We start from the raw sequence: 26,757 nt of genomic DNA, 5'->3' as shown, positions 1-26,757 counted from the left end.
GCCGTTATGGTACAAGGTAAAATAAAACCCAGTGGTTAATTATAAATAGGCAGCATTCATTGTTGGATTACACTTTAAAGCGTAGTAAGCGAAGAAAAACAGTGGCTATCAAAGTCGCACAACGTGAGCTTACGGTATATGCGCCCCATTTTGTAACGAAAACACAAATTAATGAATGGCTGTTAAGTAAACAGGACTGGATTGATGCTCAGTTACATAAGCAACAAATTCAAGCCGATACACGACAGTTTCCACTCAAAACCCAGAGTATTAAATTATTTAATGAAGCTGTTAATGTGCAATTTGAAAACGCAGCACGCACTCAATGGCAGCAGCACAATGAAAGCCAAACGCTGTTACTGAGTATTTCTTCACGTGTAAAGCATCAAACGCAAATGTATCAAAGTTTGCTAGAGCAGTTTTTGCATGAGAAATTAGAAAGTTATATTGAAATGCGAGTTAATGATTATTGTCAGCTGATGGGTGAAAAGCTACCGAGTAATATTCGTATTCAATTGTATAAGCGTCGCTGGGGTAGTTGTAATCGTAGGCGTGAACTAACCTTCAACTTACACTTGGCAAGTGCACCGACATGGGTCATTGACTACGTGATTGTTCATGAATTAGCACATTTAAAATATTTAAATCACAGCGCTCAATTTTGGCAACGTGTGGGATTATTTTATTCAGATTATAAACAAGCAAGTAACTGGTTAAACAATCATGGTATGAGTTTACAGTGGGTATTTGAATAAAAAGAAATAAGGTAGAGAAGAGAAGTGGTGGAGGGAGCTGGATTCGAACCAGCGAAGGCTGAGCCGTCAGATTTACAGTCTGATCCCTTTGGCCGCTCGGGAACCCCTCCACACTAATTGTTATTGCATTTTGCCCCACTTAACTTAGCCTAAGAAAAGTGGTGGAGGGAGCTGGATTCGAACCAGCGAAGGCTGAGCCGTCAGATTTACAGTCTGATCCCTTTGGCCGCTCGGGAACCCCTCCAATGCAACGCCGCAGATAATAGCAAACTTCTTATTTAAGTAAAGAAAAAAGCTAAAGAAAATTCAAATTTAGCCGATAAATACTTATTAATTAGTTAAATAGGCTAAAGTCTATGCAGATTGGTGATTTGTTAATCACGGAGAGCCAGTTAAAAACAAGGCTTAACGAAAGTGTGCACGAAAACCGCCGAGGCGAGTTTGCACTTTTATTAGCAATGCTCTCTCACGATGCACTCGATTTTAGTGAATTCCACCTACCCAAAAGTGACACTAAGCATTATCATGCCGATGAAGATGCTCTGCGTAAACAATTTGGCGCAGGTCCAAAGCAGCCATTAGCGCCAGATACCTTTAATATGTTAATTGGTAAAAATAACACAGAGCTTTTAGCAAAAATGGGAAGCGCTGTAGGGATGAGTGATATAAAGTTAACTCAGTGCTTAAAGCCTGAGCCATTTAATATTCGTGATGATAAAAACCACATTCCATTGACTGTCATTGATAACTGTGAATTAGCGGTACGTCGACGAATTCAAAATACCAACATCGAGCTATCAAACCCTCAAATGGATGCGGTGGCATTTTATGATGATTTACAAAATGAAGCTATCCACCAGCCATTACATTTGTTTAGTGCCTAATTATATGTGTTCAATTGCTGCTTTATACATGCCATTTGATTGTAATAAACTGTGTTTATAATAGAAAGTAACTATTGGTTTTATAAGTGCTTTATTTTAATAACTGATTTAATATAAAAAAAGCATCCAAAATTTAAATGCAATTGCTATAATGGCGCAAATGGTATGACATTAAATGCCATTATCATTAAACCAAGGTAATTAGGAACGTAATGAAGAAAACATTCACGCTGAATCATGAGAAAATCAAATACCCTCGTATGGTTGATGCTGCAAAGCATGAAGTGAAAAAATATTTGAAAAGAGAACGTAATAAAACTTTACCTATTGATGCCGACTACTGGGCATTTGATTGTAAGTTTGGTAACACGGCTGAAGAAGCGCAAGTGGTTCACGTTGCTGAAATTAACAATCACATCAGTGAAATTGAAAAGCAAGGTTTAACTTCTTTTTACTTAGAGATTTTAGCAAGACCTGCACAGCGTCAAGATTTCGATGAAGATGATGGCGAATAAAACGCTAATTTGCGTTTAGTGTAGTTTTTGAAAATGGGCCTTGTGGCCCATTTTTTGTAGCTGTTATTTATACACTATGACATTTTTTGTATTTTTTATTACTGCCACAAGGGCACGTATCATTGCGTTTTACTTTAATATCGGCAACCGGTGTAATCTCACCATCAAGGTATCGCCATTGCCCATCTTCTTTAATAAACCTTGAATTTTCTGCCAACTGGCAATATAAATCTTGATAAAAGTAGTGAGCTTTAAATGTAACAAATCCTGTTTCATCATTATAACCAGAGTCTAATACGGTTAAGTTTATAAAACGGCAACTATTTGCAAAATCTTTAATTTCTGAAATTGAATTTTCAGCTTGTTTTTCTTTTGCATAACTTTCACGAACAAAAACCGCGTTTTTAACAGCATAAGCACTGTAGCGTGCACGCATAAGTTGCTCTGGTGTGTGTGGCTGTTTGGTTTTTAAATGAAAAGGCTCGCAGCAATCAGCATAAGGTTGCTGACTGCCACAAAAACATAATAGGGCGTTAGAAGTCATGATAAATGTACTGTGTATTAAAACGCTAGTTTATCAAGCTTATTGCGTAAGTGAAATCTCAGGGTGAGCGCTTTTTTTGCTAAAGCAATACAACTTAGTGCGCGTATGGCTCAAGTTTAATGATAACTGCGACAGTTGTTGGTTATTTATTATGTCAGTCCAGGTGATCACCGCGGCAAAATTTCCATTGTGAAGTGCAGAACTTAAAACATACTCTAAATTAACTAAATGCTTTTGACGAATAACCAGTAATTTACTGGTATCAATTGAGCATGAATCAAGTAGCGCTTTGCTCGGTACGTTATCGGGTGCTATTAACAGTGTCCATGCGTTTAGGCTGTTGTATTGGTGTAATACTTTTAATAACTCAAACGTTGCTGAAATTTCATCTTCAATTTGTACAACGTTAACACAATCTGATTGGTCATCTTGCTGGTAGCTTTTAACTGTTCTTACGGTAATTGGCTGTAACATAATCTTCTCACTCACTGGGTTTTTATACAGTACATTCATACAGTAGTTTATACAGTTGTTTGGTGCAAGTGTTTTTTGCTATTTTTTTGTACAGTTATTCATCTTAAAACGCGACAGTTACTATAAATATATAAATAATCTATATATAACAATGGTTTAATTTTTATTGAAAGTTAATGCCCACAGAATTAATTTTAAGGCTGGGAGCAAATAAATACAGATGAACAGGGGGTATACAGTAGTTTAAATTAATTAAGCGTGCTTGTTTTGGCTATAAACGCTTAATTAATTTACAGATGAAATGAGTTTTAGGGCAGTGAAATTATTTTTCGCTACTAGAGGGGATCAAATGTGAAAATTGTAACTGGTGAATTTGTTCATACAGGCTGGCTGCGTAGCATTGAGCATCTTTAAGTCGTTTGGTACTAATATGTTTTCGTATATCGCTCATTGCTTCTATGGCGGGTTCATAGCCTTGACTACTGGCTAAGCTAAGCCACGCAGCACCATGAAATACACTTTGCGGCACACCTTGTCCTTTTATAAAAAACAGCCCTAAATAAAACTGCGCGCGATAATTTCCTGCCATTGCTGCCAAACGCATCCATTTTGCGGCTAAGGCGCCTTGTTCATTTTTAAGGTAATAAAGGGCTTTATTTAATGTGTCTTGATCGGTGTTTTTAGAGCTCGCAGGGAGATTTGCATCGCTTGGTTGCGTTACAAAAGAAAGAATGTTGTCTAATTGTTGCTCTAAGTCTTGGCCACTTGGTGTCGTTTTGATCATGCTACTTCGTTTGTTATTTTAATCACTTAGCTAGTTTAGTATATAGCAAGGTAAAATGTCCTGTAAAAAGTTATTTTTATGCTAAAATCTCGCCACTTTTTACAACCACAAGTTTATTATGCTCGAAGCCTTATTCAAAATCCGTGCAAATGATTCTTCGGTTCGCCGTGAATGTATTGCCGGTATGACTACATTTATTACGATGGTTTATATCGTATTCGTAAACCCAGCTATGCTTGCTGAAGCGGGTATGGACCAAGGTGCTGCCTTTGTTGCCACCTGTATTGCTGCTGCAATAGGGTGTTTTATTATGGGTTTGTGGGCCAATTATCCACTGGCATTGGCACCGGGTATGGGATTAAATGCATTTTTTACCTATGGTGTTGTATTAGGTATGGGTTATAGCTGGCAAGCTGCGTTGGGCGCGGTATTTATGTCAGGGTGTATATTTTTAATTCTAAGCTTATTTAAGGTGCGAGAGTGGATTATTAATGCAATCCCTCTGGTGCTCAAGCAAGCAATAGCAACGGGTATTGGCGCATTTTTAGCTCTCATCGCACTTAAAAGTGCCGGTATTATTGTATCAAGTCCTGCAACACTGGTGCAGTTGGGTGATATTACCTCGCCTGGTCCTTTATTGGCTATTTTCAGCTTTTTTGTTATTGCTGCACTGCTTTATCGCGATTTTAAAAGTGGCGTACTGATTAGTATTTTACTAGTCACCGCGATTGCTGTGTCTATGGGGTTAGTGGAGTATCATGGTGTTATTGCTATGCCACCTTCTATCATGCCGACCTTTATGCAACTGGACTTTAGTGCCGCGTTTGAACTGTCGATGTTGAGTGTTATTTTTGCGTTTTTATTCGTTGATTTGTTTGATACCTCAGGCACGTTAGTTGCGGTAACTCAGAAGGCTGGTTTAGCAGATAAAAACGGTAATATGCCGCGTTTAGGTCGTGCATTAAGCGCCGACAGCACAGCAACCATTGCAGGTGCAATGCTCGGTACTTCAACAACCACGTCATACATTGAGTCTGTTGCAGGTGTATCTGTTGGTGGTCGAACGGGTTTGACCGCTGTGGTTGTGGGTTGCTGCTTTTTACTGATGATGTTTTTTGCGCCTTTAGCTCAAATGGTGCCTGCATACGCAACCGCGGGAGCTATTTTATATGTATCTGTATTGATGCTACAAAACTTAAAGTTTGTAAATTGGGATGACATGACTGATGCAATTCCGGTGAGTGTTGTATTATTAATGACACCGCTGACGTTCTCAATTGCACACGGTATTGCACTTGGTTTTATTTCTTATACGGCGGTAAAAGTGCTGTGTGGCAAAAAAGATCAGGTAAGCATTAGTGTTTGGATTTTAACTGCCTTGTTTATTGTTAAGTTCGCATTTTTATCTTAATGCAGGCAGCTTGTTAGAATATGTATATGTCCTAGTATGTAAACACAAAGTGGGGCAAAATCCTATTCAAAAAAAAGCCCATGCAACTGCATGGGCTTTTTTATTTAGAAAGGAGTTACCATTTCTTTTTAGGTGCAAATAATACGTCTAAATCATCTTGCTCTTGTTCGTTCTTTTTCTTCAATGATGTAGCATTTGATGCCTTGAGTTCATTACTTATCGTTTCAAGGTAGCCTTCAACTTCAGCTCGTTTTGCCGTAATGTAATCGTCATTAAATGAAACACTGTTAAGTGTGGCAGCTGCTTTTTCAAAGTACTGCCTAGCAGAGCCTATCATTCCAGCTGTTTGCGCTGATAACCCTCGTTTTATTTGGCTTTCAATGTTGATTCTTAGTTGTAGCTTTTCAAGGCGTTTGTCTTCTGCAATAAATACCTGGCTGTCTACTTTGCCTTTATTATGCTCAGAACGAATAATAGTGCGTAACTTTTTAATGCCTTGTATCAGCGATATCAGTTGTTTGTCGTTGCCTGGTAATACAAAGCCATCTGAACCGTCTTGAATTGGGTTTTGTAGTCGCTCTTTTGCTTCTTTTAAGCGGTTTTTTAGTCCACTACCTCCGCTTGAAATAGACACCATTTGACTGAGTGCATCATGAATTCGTCGTTGTAATATTCGCTGAGTTGCCTCTGAAAGTGGAATGTTGGCGCTATTCATTAATGCTTCTTCGGTTTCTTCAATGATTGCTTTTTGTTTTGTTAACTCTTTGCGTCGTTCAGCTTCTTGTTTTTCTTTGTGTTGCTGAACAGCACTAACCCATAGTGCAATGACTATAAGTGCAACAATTAATACAATTATAATGGAAACTATCATGTTATAATTCTCAAATTCTTAACCTTATTATCTAATCTTACATTAAATATATAAAAGGTGGGAAACTTTGCTCAGATTAACTGAAAAAAGCGTCACCATAAAGCGTTTAAATCTTAATATGTTATGTTTCGATTGCTGATAATCATTGCTACCTCAAGTTTATTTATTGTGTTAACCTGAAATTTCAACAAATTAATTGTTATATTATGTAACATTAATCAGCCTTTTATATAGCTACCTATAGTTAGGGTGCGCTTTTATCTGTCAATGTGAATTATAACGAAACTACATAGCCATGAAATTACAACAACTTAGATATATCGTAGAAGTTCAAAATCATAAATTAAATGTTTCAGCTACGGCTGAGAGTTTATTTACCTCCCAGCCTGGTATTTCTAAGCAAGTACGTATGTTAGAAGATGAGCTCGGTGTACAAATTTTTGGCCGCAGTGGTAAGCATTTAACTCATGTTACTGGCGCTGGCGAGGAAATCATTAACATATCACGCGAAATACTCTCAAAAGTTGAGGGTATTAAAGCGGTTGCGAATGAACATACTTTACCGGATCAAGGCAAACTTAATATTGCTACCACGCATACACAAGCACGGTATGCGTTACCGAGTGTAATTAAAGGCTTTACTCAAAAATACCCTGCGGTATCACTGCATATGCATCAAGGTACACCACAGCAAATATCGGATGCAGCCGCTCGCGGTGATGCTGACTTTGCCATTGCCACAGAAGCGCTTCATTTATATTCAGATTTAGTAATGCTGCCTTGCTACCATTGGAATCGTAGTATTGTGGTTGCTAAAGATCATCCCCTTGCGAAAAAAGTGGATAATTTAACAGTGGCTGATATAGCCCAATACCCACTCATTACTTACGTATTTGGCTTTACAGGTCGTTCGGAGCTCGACAAAGCATTTAATGCTTACGGATTAGAGCCACATATTGTATTTACTGCCACCGATGCCGATGTCATTAAAACGTATGTGCGTTTAGGGCTAGGTGTGGGTGTGGTTGCATCTATGGCAATTGATCAGGTAAACGACAGCGACTTAGTGTGCATTGATGCTAGCCATTTATTTGAGGCGAGCACGACTAAAATTGGCTTTAGAAAGGGCAGTTTTTTACGCACCTACATGTATGACTTTATCGAACGTTTTGCACCGCATTTAACTAAAGAGCGAGTAGAGCGTGCGAGTTTACTGCGTAATCAAGAAGATGTTGATAAGTTATTTGCTGATATTGAATTGCCGGTTAAGTAACCGCCATAAACAGCAATGAAAAGCCGCTTAGTTTTGCAACTAAGCGGCTTTTTTGTGCTATGTAATTAACCTGAACTGTGGATAATAAATCCATCTCAAGCAGCTATTTTCAGCGCTAACTGCGTTGAATTTACTTGCAATAGGCTAGCTATTGACGCGTAATTTCGCCTTGTTTTCACTAAAAATCTCTAGCTAGAGAAAATAAACATAAATATCATTTTGATCCAATATGTTAGTAAATCTCTTAACCAGAGTTCAGGTTAATTAGCACTCGATAATATTAACGGCCAGTCCACCGCGAGCGGTTTCTTTGTATTTTGTTTTCATATCGTTACCTGTATCGAGCATGGTTTTTATTACTTTATCCAGCGATACTTTTTGCTCACCACTACCGCGTATAGCAAGGCGCGACGCATTAATTGCTTTAATAGCGCCCATTGCATTACGTTCAATACAGGGGACTTGCACTAAGCCGCCAACAGGGTCACAGGTTAACCCTAAGTTATGTTCCATACCAATTTCAGCGGCATTTTCTACGTGTACAACGTTACCACCAACAATTTCAGTAAGTGCGCCTGCGGCCATTGAACAAGCAACACCGACTTCGCCTTGGCAACCCACTTCAGCACCAGAAATAGAGGCATTCTTTTTATATAAAATGCCTATTGCAGCGGCAGTTAATAAGTAGCGGGTAGCAATATCACGGTCTACTTCTTTAATAAAAGTATGATAATACATTAATACTGCAGGTAAAATTCCGGCTGCGCCATTTGTGGGGGCAGTTACTACACGTCCTCCGGCTGCATTTTCTTCGTTTACAGCTAATGCGAATAAATCAACCCAATCCATGGCGCGCAGCGGATCGTTACTGACTTCTACATTTAGCTTTAAATATAAGCTTGGCGCACGGCGTTTTACTTTTAATCCGCCAGGTAAAATACCTTCGGTGCGCATACCTCGCTCAATACAGGCTTTCATTACTTGCCAAATATTAAATAGCTCATCTTTAATGGCTTCTTCACTGCGTAGCGTCTTTTCGTTTTTCATCATTAACGTTGATACGCTGTAACCCGACTCTTTACACATTTCGAGTAATTCTTTAGCCGAGCCAAACGGGAACGGGGCTGGGTTTTCTTCACGGATATCTAAAGCAGCTTGTTTTTCTTTTTCAAACTCTTCATCCGTAACAATAAATCCGCCACCAATAGAGTAGTAAACTTTGCTATATACTTTTTCGCCGTTGTTATAGGCAATAATTTCCATTGCGTTGGAATGTTTAGGGAGTGTCTTTCTGCGATGAAAAACAATCGCGCCCTGCTTAGGGAATTTAGCTTTGTGAGTTTGGTTTAGGTAAATAACCTGTTCTTTTTCAATTTTAGCGAGTATGTCATCCACTAAATCGGCATCAATGGTTTCAGGATCATACCCTGCTAAGCCAAGTATCACTGCTTTACCAGAGCCGTGGCCAACACCTGTTTGGCCAAGCGAGCCGTAAAGCTCTACTTTTACATCGGTCACATTTGCTAATAGTTGTTGTTCGTTTAGGTCATTAACAAATAAGCGTGATGCACGCATTGGGCCAACGGTATGTGACGATGAAGGGCCAATACCAATGCTAAACATATCAAATGCACTGATCATAATGTGTGTCTCTACTTAGTTTTCTCAGCATTAAGCTGTTCTTTGAACGGTCGACTATAATAACGTGGAAACGCAGGTGTGTAACCCTTATTAGTAAAGATTTAAACTGGTATGGCGAGTTGTTTTGTAAAGTTTTTAATAATGCTGGCTGTGGCTCCCCACAAAAGCCCATGTGGGGTGATAAAGCCATTTAAGGTAATGATTTTTCCACCTCGTTCAAAGGGCAAAGGTTGCCAGTTAGCCGCGTTATTCAGCGCTTTTATAGAGAGTAAAAAGCTAGCTTGCACTTCGTTGTGGTCGTTTTCCCACACTGTTTCTTTTTTAATTAAGCCTACAAAGGGGCGTATAGTAAATCCGGTCAGGGTTGAATATTCAGGTAACTGACCTAACACATGGACATTTTGCGGGGCAATATTAAGCTCTTCATGTAATTCACGCAGTGCGGTGGTGCGTAGGTTAACATCATCAATTTCAAACTTGCCGCCCGGTAAACAAATCTCCCCAGGGTGGTGATGAAGGTAGGTTGGTCGCTTACACAATAAAATATGTGCTTCGTTATCTATATCAATCAATGGCAGCATTACTGCGCTTGCGCGCTTTTTTTTATTATCTTTGAGCTGATCCACGGCTAAACTGCGGTTTAATTGAAAACGAGCCGAAATGGTTTCACTATTCAAAGCGACCTTCATTTAATATAGGAAGTATTTTATTTACTTTATCGTAAGTTTCTTGATATTCCAATTCGACTTTTGAATCAGCAACAATACCACCCCCAGCCCAACAATATATTTGTTGTTGATGTGTGACTAAAGTTCGAATAGTAATACTGGTATCCATATTGCCGCAGCCACTAATGTAACCAATAGAGCCACAATAAATGCTACGTCTATGTGGCTCTAGTTCTTCTATTATTTCCATGGCACGGACTTTTGGTGCGCCTGTAATTGAACCACCGGGAAACGCAGCTTCCAGCTGATCAACCGCTGTTTTACCCTCATCAAGGGTTGAGGTGACCGTACTCACTAAATGGTGTACCGCCGGAAAACTTTCAATAGCAAATAATGAGGGCACAATAACCGAGCCCGGTTTAGCGACTTTTCCTAAATCATTTCGCAGCAGGTCCACTATCATGACATTTTCGGCGCGGTCTTTACTCGAATTTGCCAGCAAGGTCGCTTGTTTTGCATCCTCAAGGGCATCTGCTTTGCGAGGTAAAGTCCCTTTAATGGGTTTTGTTTCTACTTTATTGTCGTGTACTGCAATAAAACGCTCGGGTGAGATTGACAAAATAGCGCCCTGAGGATGATTAATAAAACTAGAAAAAGGCGCTTTATTAGCCTGAGTTAATTTAACATAGGCGCTCCAAGGCGAGCCTTGGTAATGTGCGCTAAAACGCTGCGCTAAGTTAATTTGATAGCAATCACCACTTTTTAGGTATTCTTCAATCGCGGCAAACTTTTCGCTATAGCTAGTCTGACTCATATTTGACTGCCACGGTGATGTAAGCGAAAAGCTTTCATGTTTAGGTGGTTGCGCTAAATATTGCTGATATAGCCAAAGGCGGTCTACATTGGGCTGCGAAACATAAAACCACGTGCGCAGTTGTTTATCGTAAATCAGTGCATCGAGGTAAAGTCCAACCGCCATTTGCGGTAAATTTATGTCGTGTAAAGCGCTGCTTTGTAGTTGCTCTATAGTACGGCCTAAGTCATAGCCAAAATAACCCAGCCAGCCACCATTAAAAGGTAAGTTGTTGGCAGCTTTATTGCTGTCTAACTTTGCCAGTTCATTATTCATTATTTCAAAGCAGCTTTTTATGTTTGGCTGGTTATTAAAAACGCTTTGATTATTTTCGACTTCAAGGGTGCTCTGGGGGTCAATCGCAATAATGTCAAAACGACTGTTTATGTGATCACTATCACCCGAATCTAATAAAATGGCGTAAGGCAAATGAGCAAAATGCGAAAATACCTCAATACAATTTTGTGATATGGCTAATTCAACACAATTTTTTTTATTGTTTAGCATTTACTACCCCTATAAGAACTGGCTCCAAACGGGCTGGGAGGGTATCATAAGTCAAATTTATTTGGCAGCGTTTAGTGAGCGCTGTAGTTGAAAACAGTTCGAACCACCGTCACGGGTTTGATATCGCTTACGTGCTGCGTGAGTAACAACAACTTAAGGAACCACTATGAGTACAATTCGTCAGCAAGACTTTATAGATAGCATTGAAGATGCCTTGCAATACATCTCGTTTTACCATCCTCTTGATTTTGTTCAAGCACTAGAGAAAGCGTATAACAAAGAACAAAGTAAAGCCGCTAAAGATGCGATTGCGCAAATTTTAATTAACTCGCGTATGTCGGCAGAAGGTAAGCGCCCACTGTGTCAAGATACCGGGATCATCACTTGTTTCGTAAAAGTAGGGATGGATGTTAATTGGGATAAAACCGACTTAACAGTACAACAAATGGTTGATGAGGGAACGCGTCGTGCGTACTTAAATCCAGATAACCCTTTACGTGCATCGATTGTTGCAGATCCTGCGGGAACACGTAAAAACACTAAAGATAATACGCCATCAGTGGTTCACATTGACTTAGTTGCAGGCGATAAAGTCGAAGTGATGGTCGCTGCTAAGGGCGGCGGCTCAGAAAACAAAAGTAAAATGGTGATGTTAAACCCATCTGACGATGTGGCTGAGTGGGTAGAAAAAACGCTACCAACAATGGGGGCGGGTTGGTGCCCACCAGGCATGCTAGGCATAGGTATTGGTGGCACGGCAGAAAAAGCAGCGGTAATGGCCAAAGAGTCATTAATGGATCCGGTTGATATTCATGAACTAATTGAGCGCGGCGCAGAAACAACAGAAGAAAAGCTGCGTTTAGAAATCTTTGAACGTGCGAATAAATTAGGTATTGGTGCGCAAGGCCTTGGCGGTTTAACCACGGTTGTTGATATTAAAATTAAAACGGCGCCAACTCACGCGGCTTCAAAGCCAGTGGTTATGATCCCAAATTGTGCTGCTACGCGCCACGTTCACTTTACCCTTGATGGTTCAGGCCCTGCGAATTTAAAAGCACCTAAATTAGAAGATTGGCCAGAAGTGACTTTCGAAGTGGGTGAGGGCACACGCCGTGTTAATTTAGATACTCTTACTAAAGAAGACACTAAAGAATGGAAAATGGGTGAAACCGTTTTACTCTCAGGTACTATTTTAACGGGTCGAGATGCTGCTCATAAGCGTCTTCAGGATATGATCAACTCAGGGGAAGGTTTACCTGAAGGTGTTGATTTTGATAACAAGTTTATTTATTACGTTGGCCCTGTGGATGCAGTAGGCGATGAAGCAGTAGGTCCAGCGGGTCCTACAACGGCAACTCGTATGGATAAATTTACCGACATGATGTTAGAAAAAACCGGCATCGTGGGAATGATTGGTAAAGCTGAACGAGGCCCTGCAACGGTTGAGTCTATTAAAAAGCACCAGTCAGTGTATTTGATGGCGGTAGGCGGTGCGGCTTACTTAGTATCTAAAGCTATTAAAAAAGCACGTGTTGTTGCCTTTGAAGATTTAGGTATGGAAGCTATCTACGAATTTGAAGTAGAAGATATGCCAGTAACAGTTGCCGTAGACAGTGAAGGAGCAAATGCTCACACCCAAGGCCCTGCTATTTGGAAAGCAAAAATTGAAGAGCTAGACAGCAAAATGAAGTAAATTTTTACTTAAAAAGCAATCATATAAGCGAGCACTGTGTGCTCGCTTTTTTATTTACTTTTACATTTGCAAAGACTTATACACCTCAGACCAGTTTATGCTGCGTAGGCAATTAGTGTATAAGCCACTGTATTTTAAGCTGTAGTATACTTTTTTAGGGTGTATGGTTAAGTTTACAAATAACTGCAAGGTGACGTTCACGTAAGCGTAAGCTTTAATTGCGATGGTGTTTTTAGCTTTTATACTTAATCAAATGGTTATTTTTGGAATTTTTATGCTTACTTTTAACGATAAGCCATTTTATTTTTCACTTTGACGCGCTTTATTTGGTTTATCTACTCATAGTGTGGCGAACCATTAACTGAAGTGATAAAGTCTCGACAATTTGTAGCGTGCTTGCCCAAAAGGGCCCATTATTTTCGGAGTATTTAAAGTGGTTGTATTTAATCAAGTTGAATTTGATAACCATGAACAAGTGGTTTTTTGTTCAGACAAAGCGTCTGGTTTGAAGGCCATTATTGCGGTACATAACACAAACTTAGGCCCTGCGGTAGGCGGTTGTAGAATGTGGGATTATGCTAACGATGAAGACGCAGTATATGATGTGCTGCGTTTATCAAAAGGGATGACTTATAAAAATGCCGTAGCACGCTTGCCATTTGGTGGTGGTAAATCGGTTATTATTGGTAATGCCAAAGAAATCAAATCAGAGCAGTTATTTCGCGCATTTGGTCGCCAGTTAGAGCGACTAAATGGTAGCTACTACTCAGCAGAAGATGTAAACATTACCTGTGATGATGTGGCGTTAATGAACAAAGAAACAAATTACGTGCTAGGCCTTGAAGGAAAAAGTGGTAACCCTTCGCCGTTTACAGCCTATGGTACGTTTTTAGGTATGAAAGCAGCGCTTAACCATCAACGCGGTATTCAAGACTTTTCTGGTATTAAAGTTGCGGTGCAAGGTTTAGGTGCAGTAGCTTATGGATTATGTAAACATTTGTCTGAAGCTGGTGCTGAGTTATTTGTTACCGATATTAATCAAGCTGCAGTAGATCGTGTAGCAAATGATTTTGGCGCAACCGCAGTTGGTATTGATGAAATATACGACCTAGATGTGGATGTTTATGCACCCTGTGCATTAGGTGCCACTATTAATGACACAACAATCCCACGCTTAAAAGCAACGATAGTAGCAGGCTGTGCAAACAATCAACTTGCTGAATCACGCCATGGTGAAATTTTACGTGAAAAAGGTATTTTATATGCGCCTGATTATGTAATAAATGCAGGTGGTATTATTAACGTTTATTACGAAACTGCACCAGAGGGTTACAGTAAAGAGGCTTCTAATAAACACGTAGAAAGAATTTACGATACACTTAGTGAAATTTTTACCCGTAGTGAAAAAGAGCAAAAATCAACGCATTTAATTGCCGATGAACTGGCACAAGAAATTATTGAAAACGGACTTTAAGTTTCCACTCGGTTTAAAATAGGAGCGAAATACGCTCCTTTTTTATACCTTATGTAAGACTTTGGTATAACTACACCCAAAGCGTCATTTTAGTTAATGCGAATATAGATAAAGCACGGTAAAATTTAGTTTTACACTTTATCTATATTTTATGTCCTCTACTGATTTTTCTATTACCCCTCTTGATTTTGAGCAATGGCCTCGAAAGCAACACTTTGAGTTATTTCAGCAGTTCACTCAGCCTTATTTTAATGTGTGCGTACAACTGAATGCGAAAAAGTTATATACCGCCTGTAAACAAGCTAATATTGCTTTTTTTCATGGTTATATTTATTGCTTATTAAAAGCCTGTCATCAGTATGAGCCGATGATGCTGCGCATTATTAACCAAAAACCTTGTTACTTAAGTGCTACGCGGGCAAGTGTAGTCGAGCTTGCCGATGATGAGTCGTTTCGCTTTAGTTATTTTAAATTACACGAGTCGTTAAATGAATTTGCCCGTGAGGCGAAAGTTATTAGCGATACCACAAAATTAAACCCACTGTTTTCTGATGCGTTTGCAGCAACTGAAGGGCAAGCAGATTTAATTCATGTTTCTGTATTACCTTGGTTAAACTTTAGCAGCTTTTCGCATGCATTTACCCACGGTCAAAGTAATGGTATTCCTAAATTTGTGTTTGGCCAATACAACACTGAGACAGGTAAAATGCCGCTTGCTATTGATGTTCATCATGCGTTGTTGGATGGGCTTCATGTCGCTAAATTTATAAAGCAATTGCAGTATACATTTGATAATTTAAGTAATAATAATTAATGAAAAAGTTGTAAATTTTATGTTATTATTTGCCAGCAGTGCTTTTAACTTAAATTGTCACTCTAAACTTACCCAAATATAAAAATTAATAATTATAATTATAATTATAAAGGCAATATCTGATGAATCGCTTAGTGATTTTATGTATTTTGTTGGTGATTTTTTCTGTTGACGCACAACAGCAGACTCGTTTGCCGTTACGTGATTATTTTTTTGAAACTTGGAATACACGTACGGGTCTTCCTCACAATAGCATTAATAGCCTTGCACAAACACAAGATGGGTATCTATGGGTGGGTACTTGGGAAGGACTTGCCCGCTTCAATGGCCAAGAGTTTAAGTTATTTACTCGCTCCGAAATTACTGACTTGCCTGACTCAGGCGTACGTGCGCTAACCCCTACATCTGATGGCGGTTTACTTATTGCAGGGGCGCGCGGCGGTATTAGCTTATATCAACATCGCCAATGGGACACGCAACCACCTGCCCAAGCGATGGTTAATCATATATTTAAAAGTAAAAATGATAACTTGTGGCTAGCGCTTGAGAATGATGGTGTGTTTTATCGTTCAGCTAGTAGCACTCAAGACATCCCAATAATACAAAATGTCAGTGCGTATCGAATCATTGAAGACCCCAAGGGGGTTATATGGGCGGCGACCAGTGATGGCCTGTATAAAATAGTCAACTACAAACCCACTTTGATGACGCCACAACAAGGGTTACCAGATGCTCCCGTATATACCTTATTAATCACCCGTGAAGGTCGACTCATTATAGGAAGTGAAAGAGGGGCACGAATCCTTAATGGTGGGCTATTTGAATCGCCTCACCCACAACTCGACGCGGAATCTATTTCCAGTTTGTTAGAAGATGATCATGGGGATCTGTGGTTTGGCACCATTAATAAAGGTGTTTTTAGGCTTAGCGTCGATGGTTTAGAGCAATTAGATGCTAAAAATGGTTTACCCGCCAACCGTATTCTTTCTTTGTTACAAGACAGAGAAAATAGTATTTGGGTAGGCACCAATGCTGGTGTATTTAGGTTAAGAGAAGCGCCGTTTTCATCGTGGGGCAAAAAGCGAGGCTTATCTAGCGATTATGTGCGTACGGTATTGTCACATTCTGATGGCAGTTTATGGATAGGCGGAAGCACGGGGTTAGATCGGCTGCACAATAATCAGATCAGCCATATTAAAGGCACTAAACAAGGCTCGCCATATTCAGTATTAAGCTTACTAGAGCAAAACCAAGGTGATGTCTGGGTAGGCACATACACTTCGGGTGTTTTAAAAGTGGTTAATAACGAACTCATACCTTATTTAAACCGTGATAATGGCTTAGGTAGTAATGAAGTAAGATCTTTACTTTTTGATTCAAAAAATCGCTTATGGATAGGCTCGGCCATGGGGCTGACACGCGTTAATACCGACGGTAGCTTAAACCAATTTACTAATGAAAAAGAGCTGCCGAGTGGGTTTATTTTAGCCTTGAGTGAAGATAACTCAGCTAATATTTGGGTAGGAACCGGTAATGGGGTCGTGGTTTATGACACTCAAACTGACGTGTTTAATCCTGTTGAGTTTCCTGCTGAATTTGCCGCGCAATATGCGTTTGGCTTTTACATTGACGATAAATACACGTGGATGGCTACCGATCGCGGCTTAGTTCGTTATCAGCATTCAAACGCAAAGATGACTATTTTAGGGCGTGAATTAGGTTTACTCGTTGATAAGCTTTTTCAAATTGTGCCGTTTAAAGACTCACTTTGGCTATCAAGCAACCGTGGCATTATTGAAGTCAATTATAAGCAGGTAAATGAGCTGCTTGATTCAAAATCTAACAATAGAGGTACGCTCGCCTTTCAATTATACGATGAGGGTGATGGCATGCTCAGTGCACAAGCAAATGGCGGTTCAACCCCCTCTGCAACCGCTCATTCAGATGGCACAATTTGGTTTGCTACCGCAAAAGGGGTGAGTACAGTAAAACCGGAACGCTTAAAAGAAGCCACTAAAATAGCGTTACCAACGATTGTTGAAAGCTTTTCTGTTGATGGTAAACCAACGTCGTTACCTATAGACGGTGAAACTATTATTTTACCACCAGGGGTGACGCGCTTGTCATTTCAATACGCGGGACTGAGCTTTATTATGCCGCAGCGATTAAACTTTCAAACAAAATTGGAAGGCTTTAATAACGAATGGATCAACCGTCAACACATAGCGACTGCTGAATACACTAACTTACCTGCGGGCAAGTATTCTTTTGCTGTACGTGCAGCCTATCCAAATACTGATTGGCAACAAAATCACAAAGTCGTTAACTTTGAAATTCAATCGCACTTTTGGCAAAAAACAAGCTTTAAGTTGTTTATGTTTTTTCTTTTTGTGGTGGTGATATATAGCGCTTATCGCTACCGCTTATATCGTTATAAACAAGTTGAAAAGGAATTAACGAGTCGAGTGGTGAAGCAAACGCAAGCACTGCAAGAGCAAGCCAGTGCCTTTGCGTATCAAGCCACACACGATCAGCTTACCGATTTACCGAATCGCCGCGCATTTGATGGCTGGCTGGCGGATAACTTTTCAGACTTTAAAGCATGTAATAAATCACTTACTATCGCTATTATGGATATTGATCACTTTAAACGGATTAACGATGGTTGGTCACACCTCATAGGTGATCAGGTTATATGTGAAGTAGCTAACATTCTTAAAGCGCACTGCGAAGGTGAGCAAGAGGTAGCTCGCTGGGGCGGCGAAGAGTTTACTTTTGTGTTTCCTGATACGAGTGCAGTGCAGGCACAAGAAATGTGCGAGAAGTTACGCAAATGTATTGAAAATAAAAACTTTTCAAATATCGCAGAAGGCCTCAGCGTAACCGTGAGTTTTGGTGTTTCTGACTCTGGTGATGTTGATGATTATGACCGATTATTATCACGGGCTGACCAAGCTTTGTATAAGGCAAAAAACAATGGCCGAAATCGAACTGAAGTGATGTGATTGAAAAACAGCCTCACTGCACCCATTACTATTTTAATAATACGGGCGCAGTATTTTGGCGTTAAAGCTAAATGGTTTGATTTAGGACGACCCAATGATAAATGGGCTATTAATTTTTGTTTTAATTGTATTTATTATAATGTTTTGGCGCTGGCCTGATATTCAAAATGCCGTGTGGCACCGTAAATACAGTGATTTATTGTTAAATGAGCAACAACACACGTTGTTACTGCGTGCTATGCCCATATACAACAAAATGACCGATGCAGAGCGAGCCAAGTTAGCATCCCATATTGTGTGGTTTTTAAATGAAAAGCGTTTTGTTGGCTGCGATGGGTTGCAACTAACGGAGGCAATGAAACTCATTATTGCCGCCGATGCCTGCTTGCTGGTGCTTAACAAGCCTTGGCCTTTGTATAAAAACGTAAAAGAAATTTTACTCTACCCCAGCGCGTATTACGCGCCCCAATCAAGCCGCGATAACGCAGGCCTTGTCAGTTTTCATAATACAGTAAGGCAAGGTGAATCGTGGCCGGGGGGAACATTGGTGCTTAGCTGGCATGATGTGCTTGAGGGCAACCGCTTACCCAGTGATGGGCATAACTTAGTGTTTCATGAATTTGCACATCAACTTGATCAAGAAACCGGTAAAACCACCGGCACGCCACTACTTGCATCACAGGCAAAATACCAACAATGGGGGCGAGTGTTTAGCCGAGCGTTTTCGCAGTTAAAAACCCATGTTGCTTATAGTATGCCGCATGTAATACATAGCTATGGAGCCACCAATGAGGCTGAGTTTTTTGCGGTGATCACCGAAACATTCTTAGAGAAACCCGCCGATTTACGCCGTGAAGACCCTGAAATTTACCATTTGCTAGTGGATTTTTATCAATTTGATCCTATTGTTTGGCACTAATTTTATGCACTTCATCCTATTCGCTGGTAACTTGCTGGCGTTTTTGTTGCAATCATGTAATAGATCAACACACAGCAACAATAATAAGTGAGATAAGCATGAAAAAAATGCTGCAAACAGCACTCGCGTTATCGGTTTCATTGGCATTAGGCCACGCACACGCAGAGCAAACGGATGAAAAAAAATGGCAAGTTGATTCACCTAAAGGGCAATTTGTTGATGCATCTATTAGTGTAGAGCAAGGCACATGGATGAATGTCGATATAAGTCCTGACGGAGAAACCTTAGTATTTGATTTACTGGGCGATATTTACACCATGCCAATGAGTGGTGGTAAAGCGACTAAAATAACCTCAGACATTGCATGGCAAATGCAGCCGCGCTTTAGCCCAGATGGCAAGCACATTGCTTTTACATCAGATCAAGGCGGTGGTGACAATATTTGGATAATGGATGTTAACGGCGAAAACCAAACCGCCGTCACTGACGAAACATTTAGATTACTCAATAGCCCTGCGTGGAGCCCTGATGGCGATTATTTAGTTGCACGTAAGCATTTTACCGCCAGTCGCTCGCTAGGCGCAGGTGAGGTCTGGCTTTATCACAAAGCCGGCGGTAAAGGGGTGCAACTGACTAAACGTGAAAACGATCAAAAAGATTTAGGTGAACCCATGTTTTCACCGGATGGTCGGTATGTTTATTTTTCGCATGATGCAACCCCGGGTAAAACTTTTCATTATTCAAAAGACTCTGTTGCCGGTATTTATAAAATTAAGCGTTATGACCGTGAAACAGGCGACATAGAAACCATTATAAGTGGCATGGGCGGGGCAATAAGACCGACGCCGTCGCCAGATGGTAAAAAACTAGCGTACATAAAGCGTGATGACTTTCAAACCAGCCTGTACTTATATGATTTAACCAGTGGTGAGCATACTAAGCTATACGACAAGCTAGAGCGCGATATGCAAGAAACGTGGGCGATTCATGGCGTATATCCGACTATTGCGTGGACCCCAGATAACGAAGAGCTGGTATTTTGGGCTGGTGGCACCCTTCATAAACTCAATGTCGATGATAAATCAGTTAGCAATATTGCATTTAAAGTAGACACCACGAAAAAAATTCAAAAAGCAGTGCGTTTTACTCAAAATATCGACACTGATGAGTTTGATGTAAAAATGCTGCGTAATGTGCAAATTAGCCCTGACGGTGAAACCGCACTTTTTGAAGCATTGGGCTATATTTACAAGCGCGACTTAGAATCAGGAAAAATAAAGCGCTTAACTAAGCAAACCGATCATTATGAGTTATTCCCGCAGTATTCTCGTGATGGCAAAAACATTGTCTACACCACGTGGGATGATAACGAACAAGGCACCGTGCGTGTCGTCTCTGCACGCAGTGGTCGTGGCGACACTATTACACAAGAGCCGGGAAAATACGTAGAGCCAACATTTAGTCCAGATGGCAAAACCGTGGTGTATCGTAAAGCCAGCGGCGGCAGCATTTTAAACCCTAAGTGGTCACTGCATCCTGGGGTATACAGTGTTAGTGCTAAAGGCGGAAAAAGTGAGCTCATTTCTAAAAGCGGCTATCAACCTCAGTTTGGCAGTGCCAACGATCGTGTTTATATTATGAGCCCATGGCCTAAACCAACGTTGAGTGTGGTAGAGCTTGAAAGTAAAAAAGTACGTAAACTGTATGAGTCAGAGCACGCCACTGAATTTAGAGTCTCTCCTGATGGTGAGTATTTAGCTTTTGCTGAGCGCTTTAAAGTATTTGTTACTCCATTTGTAGAGCGCGGCAAAACGATAAATATTGGGCCCAAAGACAGTCAATTTCCAATTGAGCAACTATCTGTACGCGCCGGTGAAAACATTAGCTGGAGTGCCAACAGCAATAAACTGTATTGGACACTGGGGCCTGAGCTTTACCATGCCAGTTTAGAGGGTATGTTTGCTATTAATAAAGCAGATGATAAAGACGTTAAAGTAAAAAGCGGGACTAATATCGGCTTTAGTAAAAAAATGGCTGAACCACAGGGCATGATTGCATTAACTGGCGCTAAAATTATTACCATGGAGGGTGAAAAGGTCATTGAAAATGGCGTGATCATTACCGATGGCAAACATATCAAAGCCATTGGCACTGCTGCTGATGTGAGTATTCCTAAGGGGGCAAAGGTCATTGATGTAACAGGTAAAACAATTATGCCTGGCATTGTAGATGCCCATGCTCATGGCTCACAAGCCAGTGATGAAATTATCCCGCAGCAAAACTGGAAAAACTTAGCAGGTCTTGCGCTGGGTGTTACTACTATTCACGACCCATCAAACGACACCACTGAAATATTTACCGCGAGTGAAATGCAAAAAGCGGGGATGATCGTTGGTCCGCGTATTTTCTCTACCGGTACTATTTTATACGGCGCGAATATGCCTGGGTATACCTCGCATATTGACTCATTAGATGATGCTAAATTTCATTTAGAGCGCCTTAAAAAAGTGGGTGCGTTTAGTGTTAAATCTTATAATCAACCGCGCAGAGAGCAGCGTCAGCAAGTTATAGAAGCAGGGCGAATGCTTGAAATGATGGTAGTACCAGAAGGGGGGTCATTATTACAACATAACTTGAGTATGGTAGTCGATGGCCATACAGGCATTGAGCATTCAATTCCTGTTGAACATATTTATGACGATATTAAGCAGCTATGGTCACAAAGTGATGTAGGTTACACACCTACATTGGTGGTTGCCTATGGCGGTATTTGGGGTGAAAACTACTGGTATGATAAAACGGACGTATGGAATCATCCACGTTTAAGTAAATTTGTGCCTAAAAACCAATTATTACCGCGCTCAATGCGCCGAGTTAAAGCACCCGATCATCACTATAATCACTTTAACAATGCTCGCGTAGCGGCTGAGTTACAAGATTTAGGTGTACTTGTTAATTTGGGGGCGCATGGTCAACGTGAGGGGTTAGGTGCGCATTGGGAAATGTGGATGTTTGCCCAAGGCGGCATGACGCCACTGGAAGCAATTAGAGCATCTACACTCGATCCGGCAAAATATTTAGGCCTAGATAAAAATGTGGGTTCATTAGAGGTCGGTAAACTGGCAGATTTAATGGTTATTGATGGCGACCCACTGAAAAACATTCGTGATTCAGACAAAATTGATTACACCATGATCAACGGCCGTTTGTTCGACGCAGCCACCATGAACGAAGTAGGCAAAAAACAGCGTGAACCATTATTTTTTGAATAATGCAGCCATTTTTTAGTTAATAAGCGGCTATTTAGCCGCTTTTTTTATACTGTATTTACCTATTTAACTAACCGCTACTATCGCTTTTAAAATATTATCACTAGGTGGAGTCACTGTTACATCATGCATCACCCTCGCTCTACATATATAACCTTCCTTTAAAATAAGTAAGTGTTGCGTGGCTTCAATTGCTTTTTCTCTATTGTGAGCAAATTCAGGTGTTTCTAAAAGAGCTGATAGTATGATCTCAAAGTTCGCTTGCTTGTGCTGTTTGCAAAGTTTGGCAATAGGGTCGTTCTCTACAGGGTACTCAGCTGCAGTATTAATAAAAAAACAGCCATTAAAACACCCTAACTCTGAAACCTCATTATTAATCCACTTTTTCAGTCCGGCAAAAATTGCCTGTGCGACTAACATAGCACTTGGTTGTATACATATTTTTTTAAGCCAAGCGTTAAAGCAGATGTCACGTGCGACTAAACAAGCACAAATAAGCGCGTCTTTGCTTTCAAAGTGCTTATATAAGGTTTTTTTTGCAATGCCCGATACAGCTAAAATTTCATTAATACCAACAGCGTGTATACCCTTTTTATAAAAAAGACTCAGTGCCGTACTGATTATTTGTTGTTGTTTATCCATGATATTCCAAATTTGAGCAGTAAAAACACAGCTTGACATAGGTAGACCGACTTGTCTATATTGCATGTGTAGACAAGTCGGTCTACTTTTGAGGAGGTAATATGCATAGTGAGCAAATAAAGTCGGCATTAATCGCAGGCGTTTTTTCTACTTTTGTTTTGGGGTTTTTGGCGTGGCTAAATTATATGGGTGATTACGGTATTTGGTTAATGGCGCCATTCGGCGCAACAGCTGTACTTGTTTTTGGCGTACCGCAGAGCCCGTTAGCTATGCCAAAAAACGTAATAGGGGGGCATATGCTGACCGCAATGATTGGGGTTGCTTTTAGCTACTATAGTGCTGATAGTGCGATTATGATTGGGCTGGCTGTGGGTATTGCTATAACATTAATGATAATCACAAAAACTATTCACCCTGCTGCCGGCGCAAACCCTATCTTAATTATTGAGTCTGGCCAAAGTTGGGATTTTTTAATAATGCCAGTACTGGCAGGAACTGTATTCATAGTTTTGTCTGGCTTTGTTGCGAGGTGGATTATTCAATACTTGATGGATAATAAATATAAAAAAACCGCTTAACGCGGTTTCTTTTATACAAAGCACTCAGCTGATCAAACAACACCGCGAGGTAGGCGGCAATCGTGATCTTTGCGAGCAAGCTCAACTATCCAAAGCTCTTCTGCTGTGTAGCCTTCTTCGTTTTGTGTGATCACGGTGAAAGGCGCTTTTTTCTGTGCTTTTACAGGAGCAGCTTTTTTAGTTTTTTTAGCAGGTGCTTTTACTGCAGCTTTTTTTGTAGACTTACCAGAGCTTAATTCTTTAGTCAGCTCTGCTACATCAGCTAGGCGCATGTTCTTGCCGCCATCAATGCTATACCAGCCAGGTTTAGTTGTTATTTCAGGTTTTTTACCGTTGGCAGCTTCATATGCAGCTTCAAAGGCAGATAACACTTCTGTTTTGTCTAGTTTGCTCATCAGAGACCCTATACGTTGTTTACACAGATAAAGAAGAGGTATTTATACCTATTTTAGAACTGTTTTTCAATTTTTTGCGATTTTCCTTTCATTTTTAGTGCATAACCGCCAAAATTTGTACAAAATTCAGTGCAAAGTAAGGTAAGTAGTATGCAACGTAGAGAATTTAATCAATTATTAAACACCCTGTTAAAGCCAGAAACCATTAACGATTTTTGTCCAAACGGGCTTCAGGTAGAAGGTAAAGATGAGATACGCACCATAGTAACGGGTGTAACAGCAAGCCAAGCACTTATTGATGCCGCGATTGAAAATAATGCTGATGCTATTTTGGTACACCATGGCTATTTTTGGAAAGGCGAGTCACAACCTATCACTGGCATGAAAAAACGTCGTGTGGCTGCGCTTTTAGCTAACGACATCAATTTATTTGCCTATCATTTGCCGTTAGATATTCACCCTGAAATGGGTAATAACGCACAGCTGGCGCAATTGCTCGATATTGAAATTGAAGCAGGCCTTGAGCCAACTAACAACAGTGTAGCGATGAAAGGACGTTTAAAAACACCGTTAACGGGCAGTGAATTTGCTAAAAAAATAAGTCAAGTGCTTAAGCGCGAGCCACTAACGAGTTTAGTACGTACTGATAAAATTGAAACCATCGCTTTGTGTACAGGTGGCGGGCAAGGCTATATCGACTTAGCAGCCGATCAAGGTATTGATGCTTACTTAACCGGTGAGGCATCAGAGCAAACCATTCACAGCTCACGCGAGCAAAATATCGACTTTTTTGCCGCTGGTCATCACGCCACCGAGCGCTACGGTATTAAAGCGTTGGGTGAATACCTTGCAGATAAACATGGTTTTGATGTGACATTTATTGACATAGACAATCCTGTGTAAACACATGACTTAAAAGTAATTTTATAAATAACCTACTTGTCACGTATTTCGGGTGGGTTATTTAAAATATAGCGTTCTAAATAGCTAATTTAGCAAACTATAATAAGCCAGTATGTTGATTTTTTATATACCCGCATACCCTTTTATCTTTTTGTGAGTTAATTATTTTTGGTTTTATGCATCCCAAAAATTGAATAAACGTAATAGGTATCAACTTACGCTCAGAGCCACGATTACATCCATTCTTATATTGCAAAAAACACAGATCTTTCACTGTACTTACCTCGTTTAAATTACAATGTTACTTTGCTTGCTACTAAGGTAGTTACTTTAAAGGAATGAAATGGAAGGGGTATTAGCTTTAATTGAGCAGTACGGGTTGTTGGTTTATCTGTTACTTTTTGGTTATTGTGCGTTAAAAAGTGGTTGGCTACCTTTGTTCGCAGGCTATGCTGCACATACTGGCGCACTAGATGTTGGTTTTGTTGCTTTGGCTGCTTTTATGGGGGGATACTTGGGCGATGAATTACGTTTTGCTTTAGCAAGAGCGTATGGCGCGGCATGGCTTGAAAAACCAGGCCGCCTTGGTCGATTATTTAAAACAGCCAGTGAGCTTGCTGAACGCCATGGCACAGCCTACATTTTTTTATATCGTTATCCTAAAGGATTACGCACGATTGGTGCCATTCCCGTAGGGCTTACGGCAATTAGTTGGCGCCGCTTTAGTGTGTTAAATGGATGCTCTGCACTGCTATGGGTTATTGTTTTAGTCGGTGGAGGCTACATTTTCGGTGCTACTTTTGATGCTTTAGGTGTTGAGAATTTAACAGCACTAAGTCTGCTATTTCTTTGCGTATTTTTAGTGACACTGTACCGGCTTTGGAATAAAACAGCTGAGGTTAAAGCTCACCAAGAATAACAAAACACCCAACGCTATTTTTTAGTTAAAGATGTTATTTTAGCCAAACAAACGAATATTCAGTTTTTATTTTTTAATAACCCCCTGTGTAAAACGCAAATAATCGCGGTTTTTTAGGGGGAATTTACGCAGCTTAATAAGCGTTAACTTAATTAAAGTGCTTCAGGGTTAATTGTACGGCGTACATTTATCCACGCATTGCCAATAACTTCATGAGCATACTGGGTGACTACTAGTAGTGCTTTTGCATTGGGTATGAGTTGTTTATACCAAGGGAAAGCGGCAAAGTTGTGGTAGTCGGTTGCGGCGGGGATAACGTTAATGCCTTGCGCATTAAATAAATTTTTTGCTCTGGGCATATGGCTTACTGAGGTGACTAAAGCGACCTTGTAATCAACGAGTTTTGAGGCTAAAAGTTTTGCCTCTTGGGCGGTATCCATTGCGTTTGGATTTTGCACAATACGATTTTTATTAATACCTAAGCTAATCGCGGTTTTATACATTAACGCGCTGTTGGTGACTTTCTCATACCCCCCACCTGAAACAATCAGCTGCGCATGAGGATAAATGTTAGCAAGTCTTATTCCTTCCACCAAACGGGTTAACGCACAATTATCTAACTGACTGTTAGCACTCAATGCAGGGTTGGGGTTTATGTCACAGCCAAGCACCACAATTTTATCTATATTGGGGTGTTTAAGATAATTAAATGCCAATGAGGTTGGTTGGCTATTTTTAATCAGTAAGTTGGCCACCAAAGGGGTGCTGGCAAGTAGCAAAGTTATAAGGCTCATTAAAGATAAAGCGATTGTGACCTTTCGTTGTTTGAGCGCAAAAATGAGTAATATTAGGCTTACTAAGCCCAACAAAGGTAACGGCATGAGCAAGCCGCCCAGTATTTTTTTTAGTTCAAACATAGTGAGCAACATGATTAAGTCTATTTATTAGCATGTTACTCATAAGTTT

24 protein-coding genes and 2 tRNA genes are annotated in these 26,757 nt (G+C 40.3%); 14 read left to right on the top strand and 12 right to left on the bottom strand.

The features are described from left to right. The first annotated feature begins 62 nt into the window (after positions 1-62). Positions 63-755 carry a SprT family zinc-dependent metalloprotease gene (locus QL986_RS02270; RefSeq protein WP_013465231.1) on the top strand — a complete coding sequence of 231 codons (693 nt, stop codon included), beginning with the start codon at positions 63-65 and terminating at the stop codon, positions 753-755. 25 nt (positions 756-780) lie between these two features. Here QL986_RS02270 and QL986_RS02265 read toward each other — a convergent pair. Both QL986_RS02265 and QL986_RS02260 read right to left on the bottom strand, forming a co-directional pair. Continuing rightward, positions 781-865 (bottom strand) — tRNA-Tyr (locus tag QL986_RS02265). Positions 866-914: 49 nt separating this feature from the next. Then, a tRNA-Tyr gene (locus QL986_RS02260) sits at positions 915-999 on the bottom strand. 112 nt (positions 1,000-1,111) lie between these two features. Here QL986_RS02260 and QL986_RS02255 point away from each other — a divergent pair. Then, positions 1,112-1,639, top strand: a complete 528-nt coding sequence (locus QL986_RS02255) for a VC2046/SO_2500 family protein (protein WP_290191077.1) — start codon at positions 1,112-1,114, stop codon at positions 1,637-1,639. Between the two features lie 212 nt (positions 1,640-1,851). After that, positions 1,852-2,154: a DUF6172 family protein gene (locus tag QL986_RS02250; RefSeq protein WP_290191076.1), complete on the top strand. Its 303-nt coding sequence runs from the start codon at positions 1,852-1,854 to the stop codon at positions 2,152-2,154. Positions 2,155-2,221: 67 nt separating this feature from the next. Here QL986_RS02250 and QL986_RS02245 read toward each other — a convergent pair whose 3' ends face one another. The 3 genes from QL986_RS02245 to QL986_RS02235 all read right to left on the bottom strand — a co-directional run bounded on the left by QL986_RS02245 (position 2,222) and on the right by QL986_RS02235 (position 3,956). Further along, positions 2,222-2,698: a YchJ family protein gene (locus QL986_RS02245; protein WP_008113039.1), complete on the bottom strand. Its 477-nt coding sequence runs from the start codon at positions 2,696-2,698 to the stop codon at positions 2,222-2,224. 39 nt (positions 2,699-2,737) lie between these two features. Then, positions 2,738-3,172, bottom strand: a complete 435-nt coding sequence (locus QL986_RS02240) for a SulA-like leucine-rich domain-containing protein (RefSeq protein ID WP_028835043.1) — start codon at positions 3,170-3,172, stop codon at positions 2,738-2,740. A gap of 322 nt (positions 3,173-3,494) precedes the next feature. Next, on the bottom strand, positions 3,495-3,956 hold the full coding sequence (locus QL986_RS02235; RefSeq protein ID WP_013465227.1) for a sel1 repeat family protein: 462 nt from the start codon (positions 3,954-3,956) through the stop codon (positions 3,495-3,497). 118 nt (positions 3,957-4,074) lie between these two features. On the opposite strand from QL986_RS02235, the gene QL986_RS02230 reads away from it, so the two are divergent. Further along, positions 4,075-5,367: an NCS2 family permease gene (locus QL986_RS02230; RefSeq protein ID WP_008113045.1), complete on the top strand. Its 1,293-nt coding sequence runs from the start codon at positions 4,075-4,077 to the stop codon at positions 5,365-5,367. 115 nt (positions 5,368-5,482) lie between these two features. Here QL986_RS02230 and QL986_RS02225 read toward each other — a convergent pair whose 3' ends face one another. Next, positions 5,483-6,238, bottom strand: a complete 756-nt coding sequence (locus QL986_RS02225; RefSeq protein WP_013465225.1) for a hypothetical protein — start codon at positions 6,236-6,238, stop codon at positions 5,483-5,485. 295 nt (positions 6,239-6,533) lie between these two features. On the opposite strand from QL986_RS02225, the gene cysB reads away from it, so the two are divergent. Beyond that, positions 6,534-7,511: an HTH-type transcriptional regulator CysB gene (gene cysB, locus QL986_RS02220; RefSeq protein ID WP_008466190.1), complete on the top strand. Its 978-nt coding sequence runs from the start codon at positions 6,534-6,536 to the stop codon at positions 7,509-7,511. 264 nt (positions 7,512-7,775) lie between these two features. Here the strand turns inward: cysB and QL986_RS02215 are convergent, their stop codons facing one another. The 3 genes from QL986_RS02215 to pabB form a co-directional block, all read right to left on the bottom strand. Continuing rightward, a complete protein-coding gene (locus tag QL986_RS02215) occupies positions 7,776-9,152 on the bottom strand; it encodes an L-serine ammonia-lyase (protein ID WP_008112780.1) in 1,377 nt (458 codons plus the stop codon). A gap of 101 nt (positions 9,153-9,253) precedes the next feature. Then, complete coding sequence (locus tag QL986_RS02210) at positions 9,254-9,829, bottom strand: CoA pyrophosphatase (RefSeq protein ID WP_008112778.1); 576 nt, start codon at positions 9,827-9,829, stop codon at positions 9,254-9,256. Continuing rightward, positions 9,822-11,180 carry an aminodeoxychorismate synthase component I gene (gene pabB, locus QL986_RS02205; protein WP_138765445.1) on the bottom strand — a complete coding sequence of 453 codons (1,359 nt, stop codon included), beginning with the start codon at positions 11,178-11,180 and terminating at the stop codon, positions 9,822-9,824. Before pabB ends, QL986_RS02210 begins: the two co-directional genes overlap by 8 nt. Before the next feature lie 166 nt (positions 11,181-11,346). Here pabB and QL986_RS02200 point away from each other — a divergent pair, with 166 nt between their 5' ends. The 6 genes from QL986_RS02200 (at position 11,347) to QL986_RS02175 (ending at position 22,357) form a co-directional block, all read left to right on the top strand. Beyond that, a complete protein-coding gene (locus QL986_RS02200) occupies positions 11,347-12,873 on the top strand; it encodes a fumarate hydratase (protein ID WP_008112774.1) in 1,527 nt (508 codons plus the stop codon). Between the two features lie 433 nt (positions 12,874-13,306). Next, positions 13,307-14,347 carry a Glu/Leu/Phe/Val dehydrogenase gene (locus tag QL986_RS02195; protein WP_008466197.1) on the top strand — a complete coding sequence of 347 codons (1,041 nt, stop codon included), beginning with the start codon at positions 13,307-13,309 and terminating at the stop codon, positions 14,345-14,347. A gap of 151 nt (positions 14,348-14,498) precedes the next feature. Continuing rightward, positions 14,499-15,161 carry a CatA-like O-acetyltransferase gene (locus tag QL986_RS02190; protein ID WP_064664244.1) on the top strand — a complete coding sequence of 221 codons (663 nt, stop codon included), beginning with the start codon at positions 14,499-14,501 and terminating at the stop codon, positions 15,159-15,161. Between the two features lie 122 nt (positions 15,162-15,283). Continuing rightward, positions 15,284-18,166 carry a ligand-binding sensor domain-containing diguanylate cyclase gene (locus QL986_RS02185; protein ID WP_290191075.1) on the top strand — a complete coding sequence of 961 codons (2,883 nt, stop codon included), beginning with the start codon at positions 15,284-15,286 and terminating at the stop codon, positions 18,164-18,166. 94 nt (positions 18,167-18,260) lie between these two features. Then, positions 18,261-19,085 carry a M90 family metallopeptidase gene (locus QL986_RS02180; protein ID WP_058154854.1) on the top strand — a complete coding sequence of 275 codons (825 nt, stop codon included), beginning with the start codon at positions 18,261-18,263 and terminating at the stop codon, positions 19,083-19,085. A 98-nt stretch (positions 19,086-19,183) separates the two neighbouring features. Continuing rightward, positions 19,184-22,357 (top strand): amidohydrolase family protein, encoded by a 3,174-nt coding sequence (locus QL986_RS02175; RefSeq protein ID WP_096038538.1) that lies wholly within the window; start codon positions 19,184-19,186, stop codon positions 22,355-22,357. Positions 22,358-22,420: 63 nt separating this feature from the next. Here the strand turns inward: QL986_RS02175 and QL986_RS02170 are convergent, their stop codons facing one another. Next, positions 22,421-22,996 carry a TetR/AcrR family transcriptional regulator gene (locus QL986_RS02170; protein ID WP_096038537.1) on the bottom strand — a complete coding sequence of 192 codons (576 nt, stop codon included), beginning with the start codon at positions 22,994-22,996 and terminating at the stop codon, positions 22,421-22,423. A 101-nt stretch (positions 22,997-23,097) separates the two neighbouring features. Here QL986_RS02170 and QL986_RS02165 point away from each other — a divergent pair, with 101 nt between their 5' ends. After that, the gene (locus QL986_RS02165; RefSeq protein ID WP_058154851.1) at positions 23,098-23,574 is read left to right on the top strand and encodes an HPP family protein; all 477 of its coding nucleotides are present in this window, start codon (positions 23,098-23,100) and stop codon (positions 23,572-23,574) included. Between the two features lie 32 nt (positions 23,575-23,606). Here QL986_RS02165 and QL986_RS02160 read toward each other — a convergent pair whose 3' ends face one another. After that, on the bottom strand, positions 23,607-23,969 hold the full coding sequence (locus QL986_RS02160; protein ID WP_008114254.1) for a hypothetical protein: 363 nt from the start codon (positions 23,967-23,969) through the stop codon (positions 23,607-23,609). 150 nt (positions 23,970-24,119) lie between these two features. On the opposite strand from QL986_RS02160, the gene QL986_RS02155 reads away from it, so the two are divergent. Further along, a complete protein-coding gene (locus tag QL986_RS02155; RefSeq protein ID WP_290191074.1) occupies positions 24,120-24,872 on the top strand; it encodes a Nif3-like dinuclear metal center hexameric protein in 753 nt (250 codons plus the stop codon). A 343-nt stretch (positions 24,873-25,215) separates the two neighbouring features. After that, positions 25,216-25,791, top strand: coding sequence for a DedA family protein (locus QL986_RS02150; RefSeq protein ID WP_290191073.1), 576 nt, complete (start codon positions 25,216-25,218; stop codon positions 25,789-25,791). A 152-nt stretch (positions 25,792-25,943) separates the two neighbouring features. Here QL986_RS02150 and QL986_RS02145 read toward each other — a convergent pair whose 3' ends face one another. Then, positions 25,944-26,708: a YdcF family protein gene (locus QL986_RS02145; protein ID WP_290191072.1), complete on the bottom strand. Its 765-nt coding sequence runs from the start codon at positions 26,706-26,708 to the stop codon at positions 25,944-25,946. Positions 26,709-26,757: the final 49 nt, after the last annotated feature.

The organism is Pseudoalteromonas sp. APC 3250 (assembly GCF_030407915.1).
In the GTDB taxonomy this organism is placed as follows: domain Bacteria; phylum Pseudomonadota; class Gammaproteobacteria; order Enterobacterales; family Alteromonadaceae; genus Pseudoalteromonas; species Pseudoalteromonas tetraodonis.
Note: the sequence above shows the minus strand (reverse complement) of the source record. Positions and strands in the feature narration are given on the sequence as shown.

What these genes read in the sequence shown, in the direction of transcription:
- QL986_RS02255 (WP_290191077.1), top strand. Translation starts at nt 1,112, where the DNA reads ATGCAGATTGGTGATTTGTTAATCACGGAGAGCCAGTTAAAAACAAGG.
- QL986_RS02250 (WP_290191076.1), top strand. Translation starts at nt 1,852, where the DNA reads ATGAAGAAAACATTCACGCTGAATCATGAGAAAATCAAATACCCTCGT.
- QL986_RS02245 (WP_008113039.1), bottom strand. Translation starts at nt 2,698, where the DNA reads ATGACTTCTAACGCCCTATTATGTTTTTGTGGCAGTCAGCAACCTTAT.
- QL986_RS02240 (WP_028835043.1), bottom strand. Translation starts at nt 3,172, where the DNA reads ATGTTACAGCCAATTACCGTAAGAACAGTTAAAAGCTACCAGCAAGAT.
- QL986_RS02235 (WP_013465227.1), bottom strand. Translation starts at nt 3,956, where the DNA reads ATGATCAAAACGACACCAAGTGGCCAAGACTTAGAGCAACAATTAGAC.
- QL986_RS02230 (WP_008113045.1), top strand. Translation starts at nt 4,075, where the DNA reads ATGCTCGAAGCCTTATTCAAAATCCGTGCAAATGATTCTTCGGTTCGC.
- QL986_RS02225 (WP_013465225.1), bottom strand. Translation starts at nt 6,238, where the DNA reads ATGATAGTTTCCATTATAATTGTATTAATTGTTGCACTTATAGTCATT.
- cysB (WP_008466190.1), top strand. Translation starts at nt 6,534, where the DNA reads ATGAAATTACAACAACTTAGATATATCGTAGAAGTTCAAAATCATAAA.
- QL986_RS02215 (WP_008112780.1), bottom strand. Translation starts at nt 9,152, where the DNA reads ATGATCAGTGCATTTGATATGTTTAGCATTGGTATTGGCCCTTCATCG.
- pabB (WP_138765445.1), bottom strand. Translation starts at nt 11,180, where the DNA reads ATGCTAAACAATAAAAAAAATTGTGTTGAATTAGCCATATCACAAAAT.
- QL986_RS02200 (WP_008112774.1), top strand. Translation starts at nt 11,347, where the DNA reads ATGAGTACAATTCGTCAGCAAGACTTTATAGATAGCATTGAAGATGCC.
- QL986_RS02190 (WP_064664244.1), top strand. Translation starts at nt 14,499, where the DNA reads ATGTCCTCTACTGATTTTTCTATTACCCCTCTTGATTTTGAGCAATGG.
- QL986_RS02185 (WP_290191075.1), top strand. Translation starts at nt 15,284, where the DNA reads ATGAATCGCTTAGTGATTTTATGTATTTTGTTGGTGATTTTTTCTGTT.
- QL986_RS02180 (WP_058154854.1), top strand. Translation starts at nt 18,261, where the DNA reads ATGATAAATGGGCTATTAATTTTTGTTTTAATTGTATTTATTATAATG.
- QL986_RS02175 (WP_096038538.1), top strand. Translation starts at nt 19,184, where the DNA reads ATGAAAAAAATGCTGCAAACAGCACTCGCGTTATCGGTTTCATTGGCA.
- QL986_RS02170 (WP_096038537.1), bottom strand. Translation starts at nt 22,996, where the DNA reads ATGGATAAACAACAACAAATAATCAGTACGGCACTGAGTCTTTTTTAT.
- QL986_RS02165 (WP_058154851.1), top strand. Translation starts at nt 23,098, where the DNA reads ATGCATAGTGAGCAAATAAAGTCGGCATTAATCGCAGGCGTTTTTTCT.
- QL986_RS02160 (WP_008114254.1), bottom strand. Translation starts at nt 23,969, where the DNA reads ATGAGCAAACTAGACAAAACAGAAGTGTTATCTGCCTTTGAAGCTGCA.
- QL986_RS02155 (WP_290191074.1), top strand. Translation starts at nt 24,120, where the DNA reads ATGCAACGTAGAGAATTTAATCAATTATTAAACACCCTGTTAAAGCCA.
- QL986_RS02150 (WP_290191073.1), top strand. Translation starts at nt 25,216, where the DNA reads ATGGAAGGGGTATTAGCTTTAATTGAGCAGTACGGGTTGTTGGTTTAT.
- QL986_RS02145 (WP_290191072.1), bottom strand. Translation starts at nt 26,708, where the DNA reads ATGTTTGAACTAAAAAAAATACTGGGCGGCTTGCTCATGCCGTTACCT.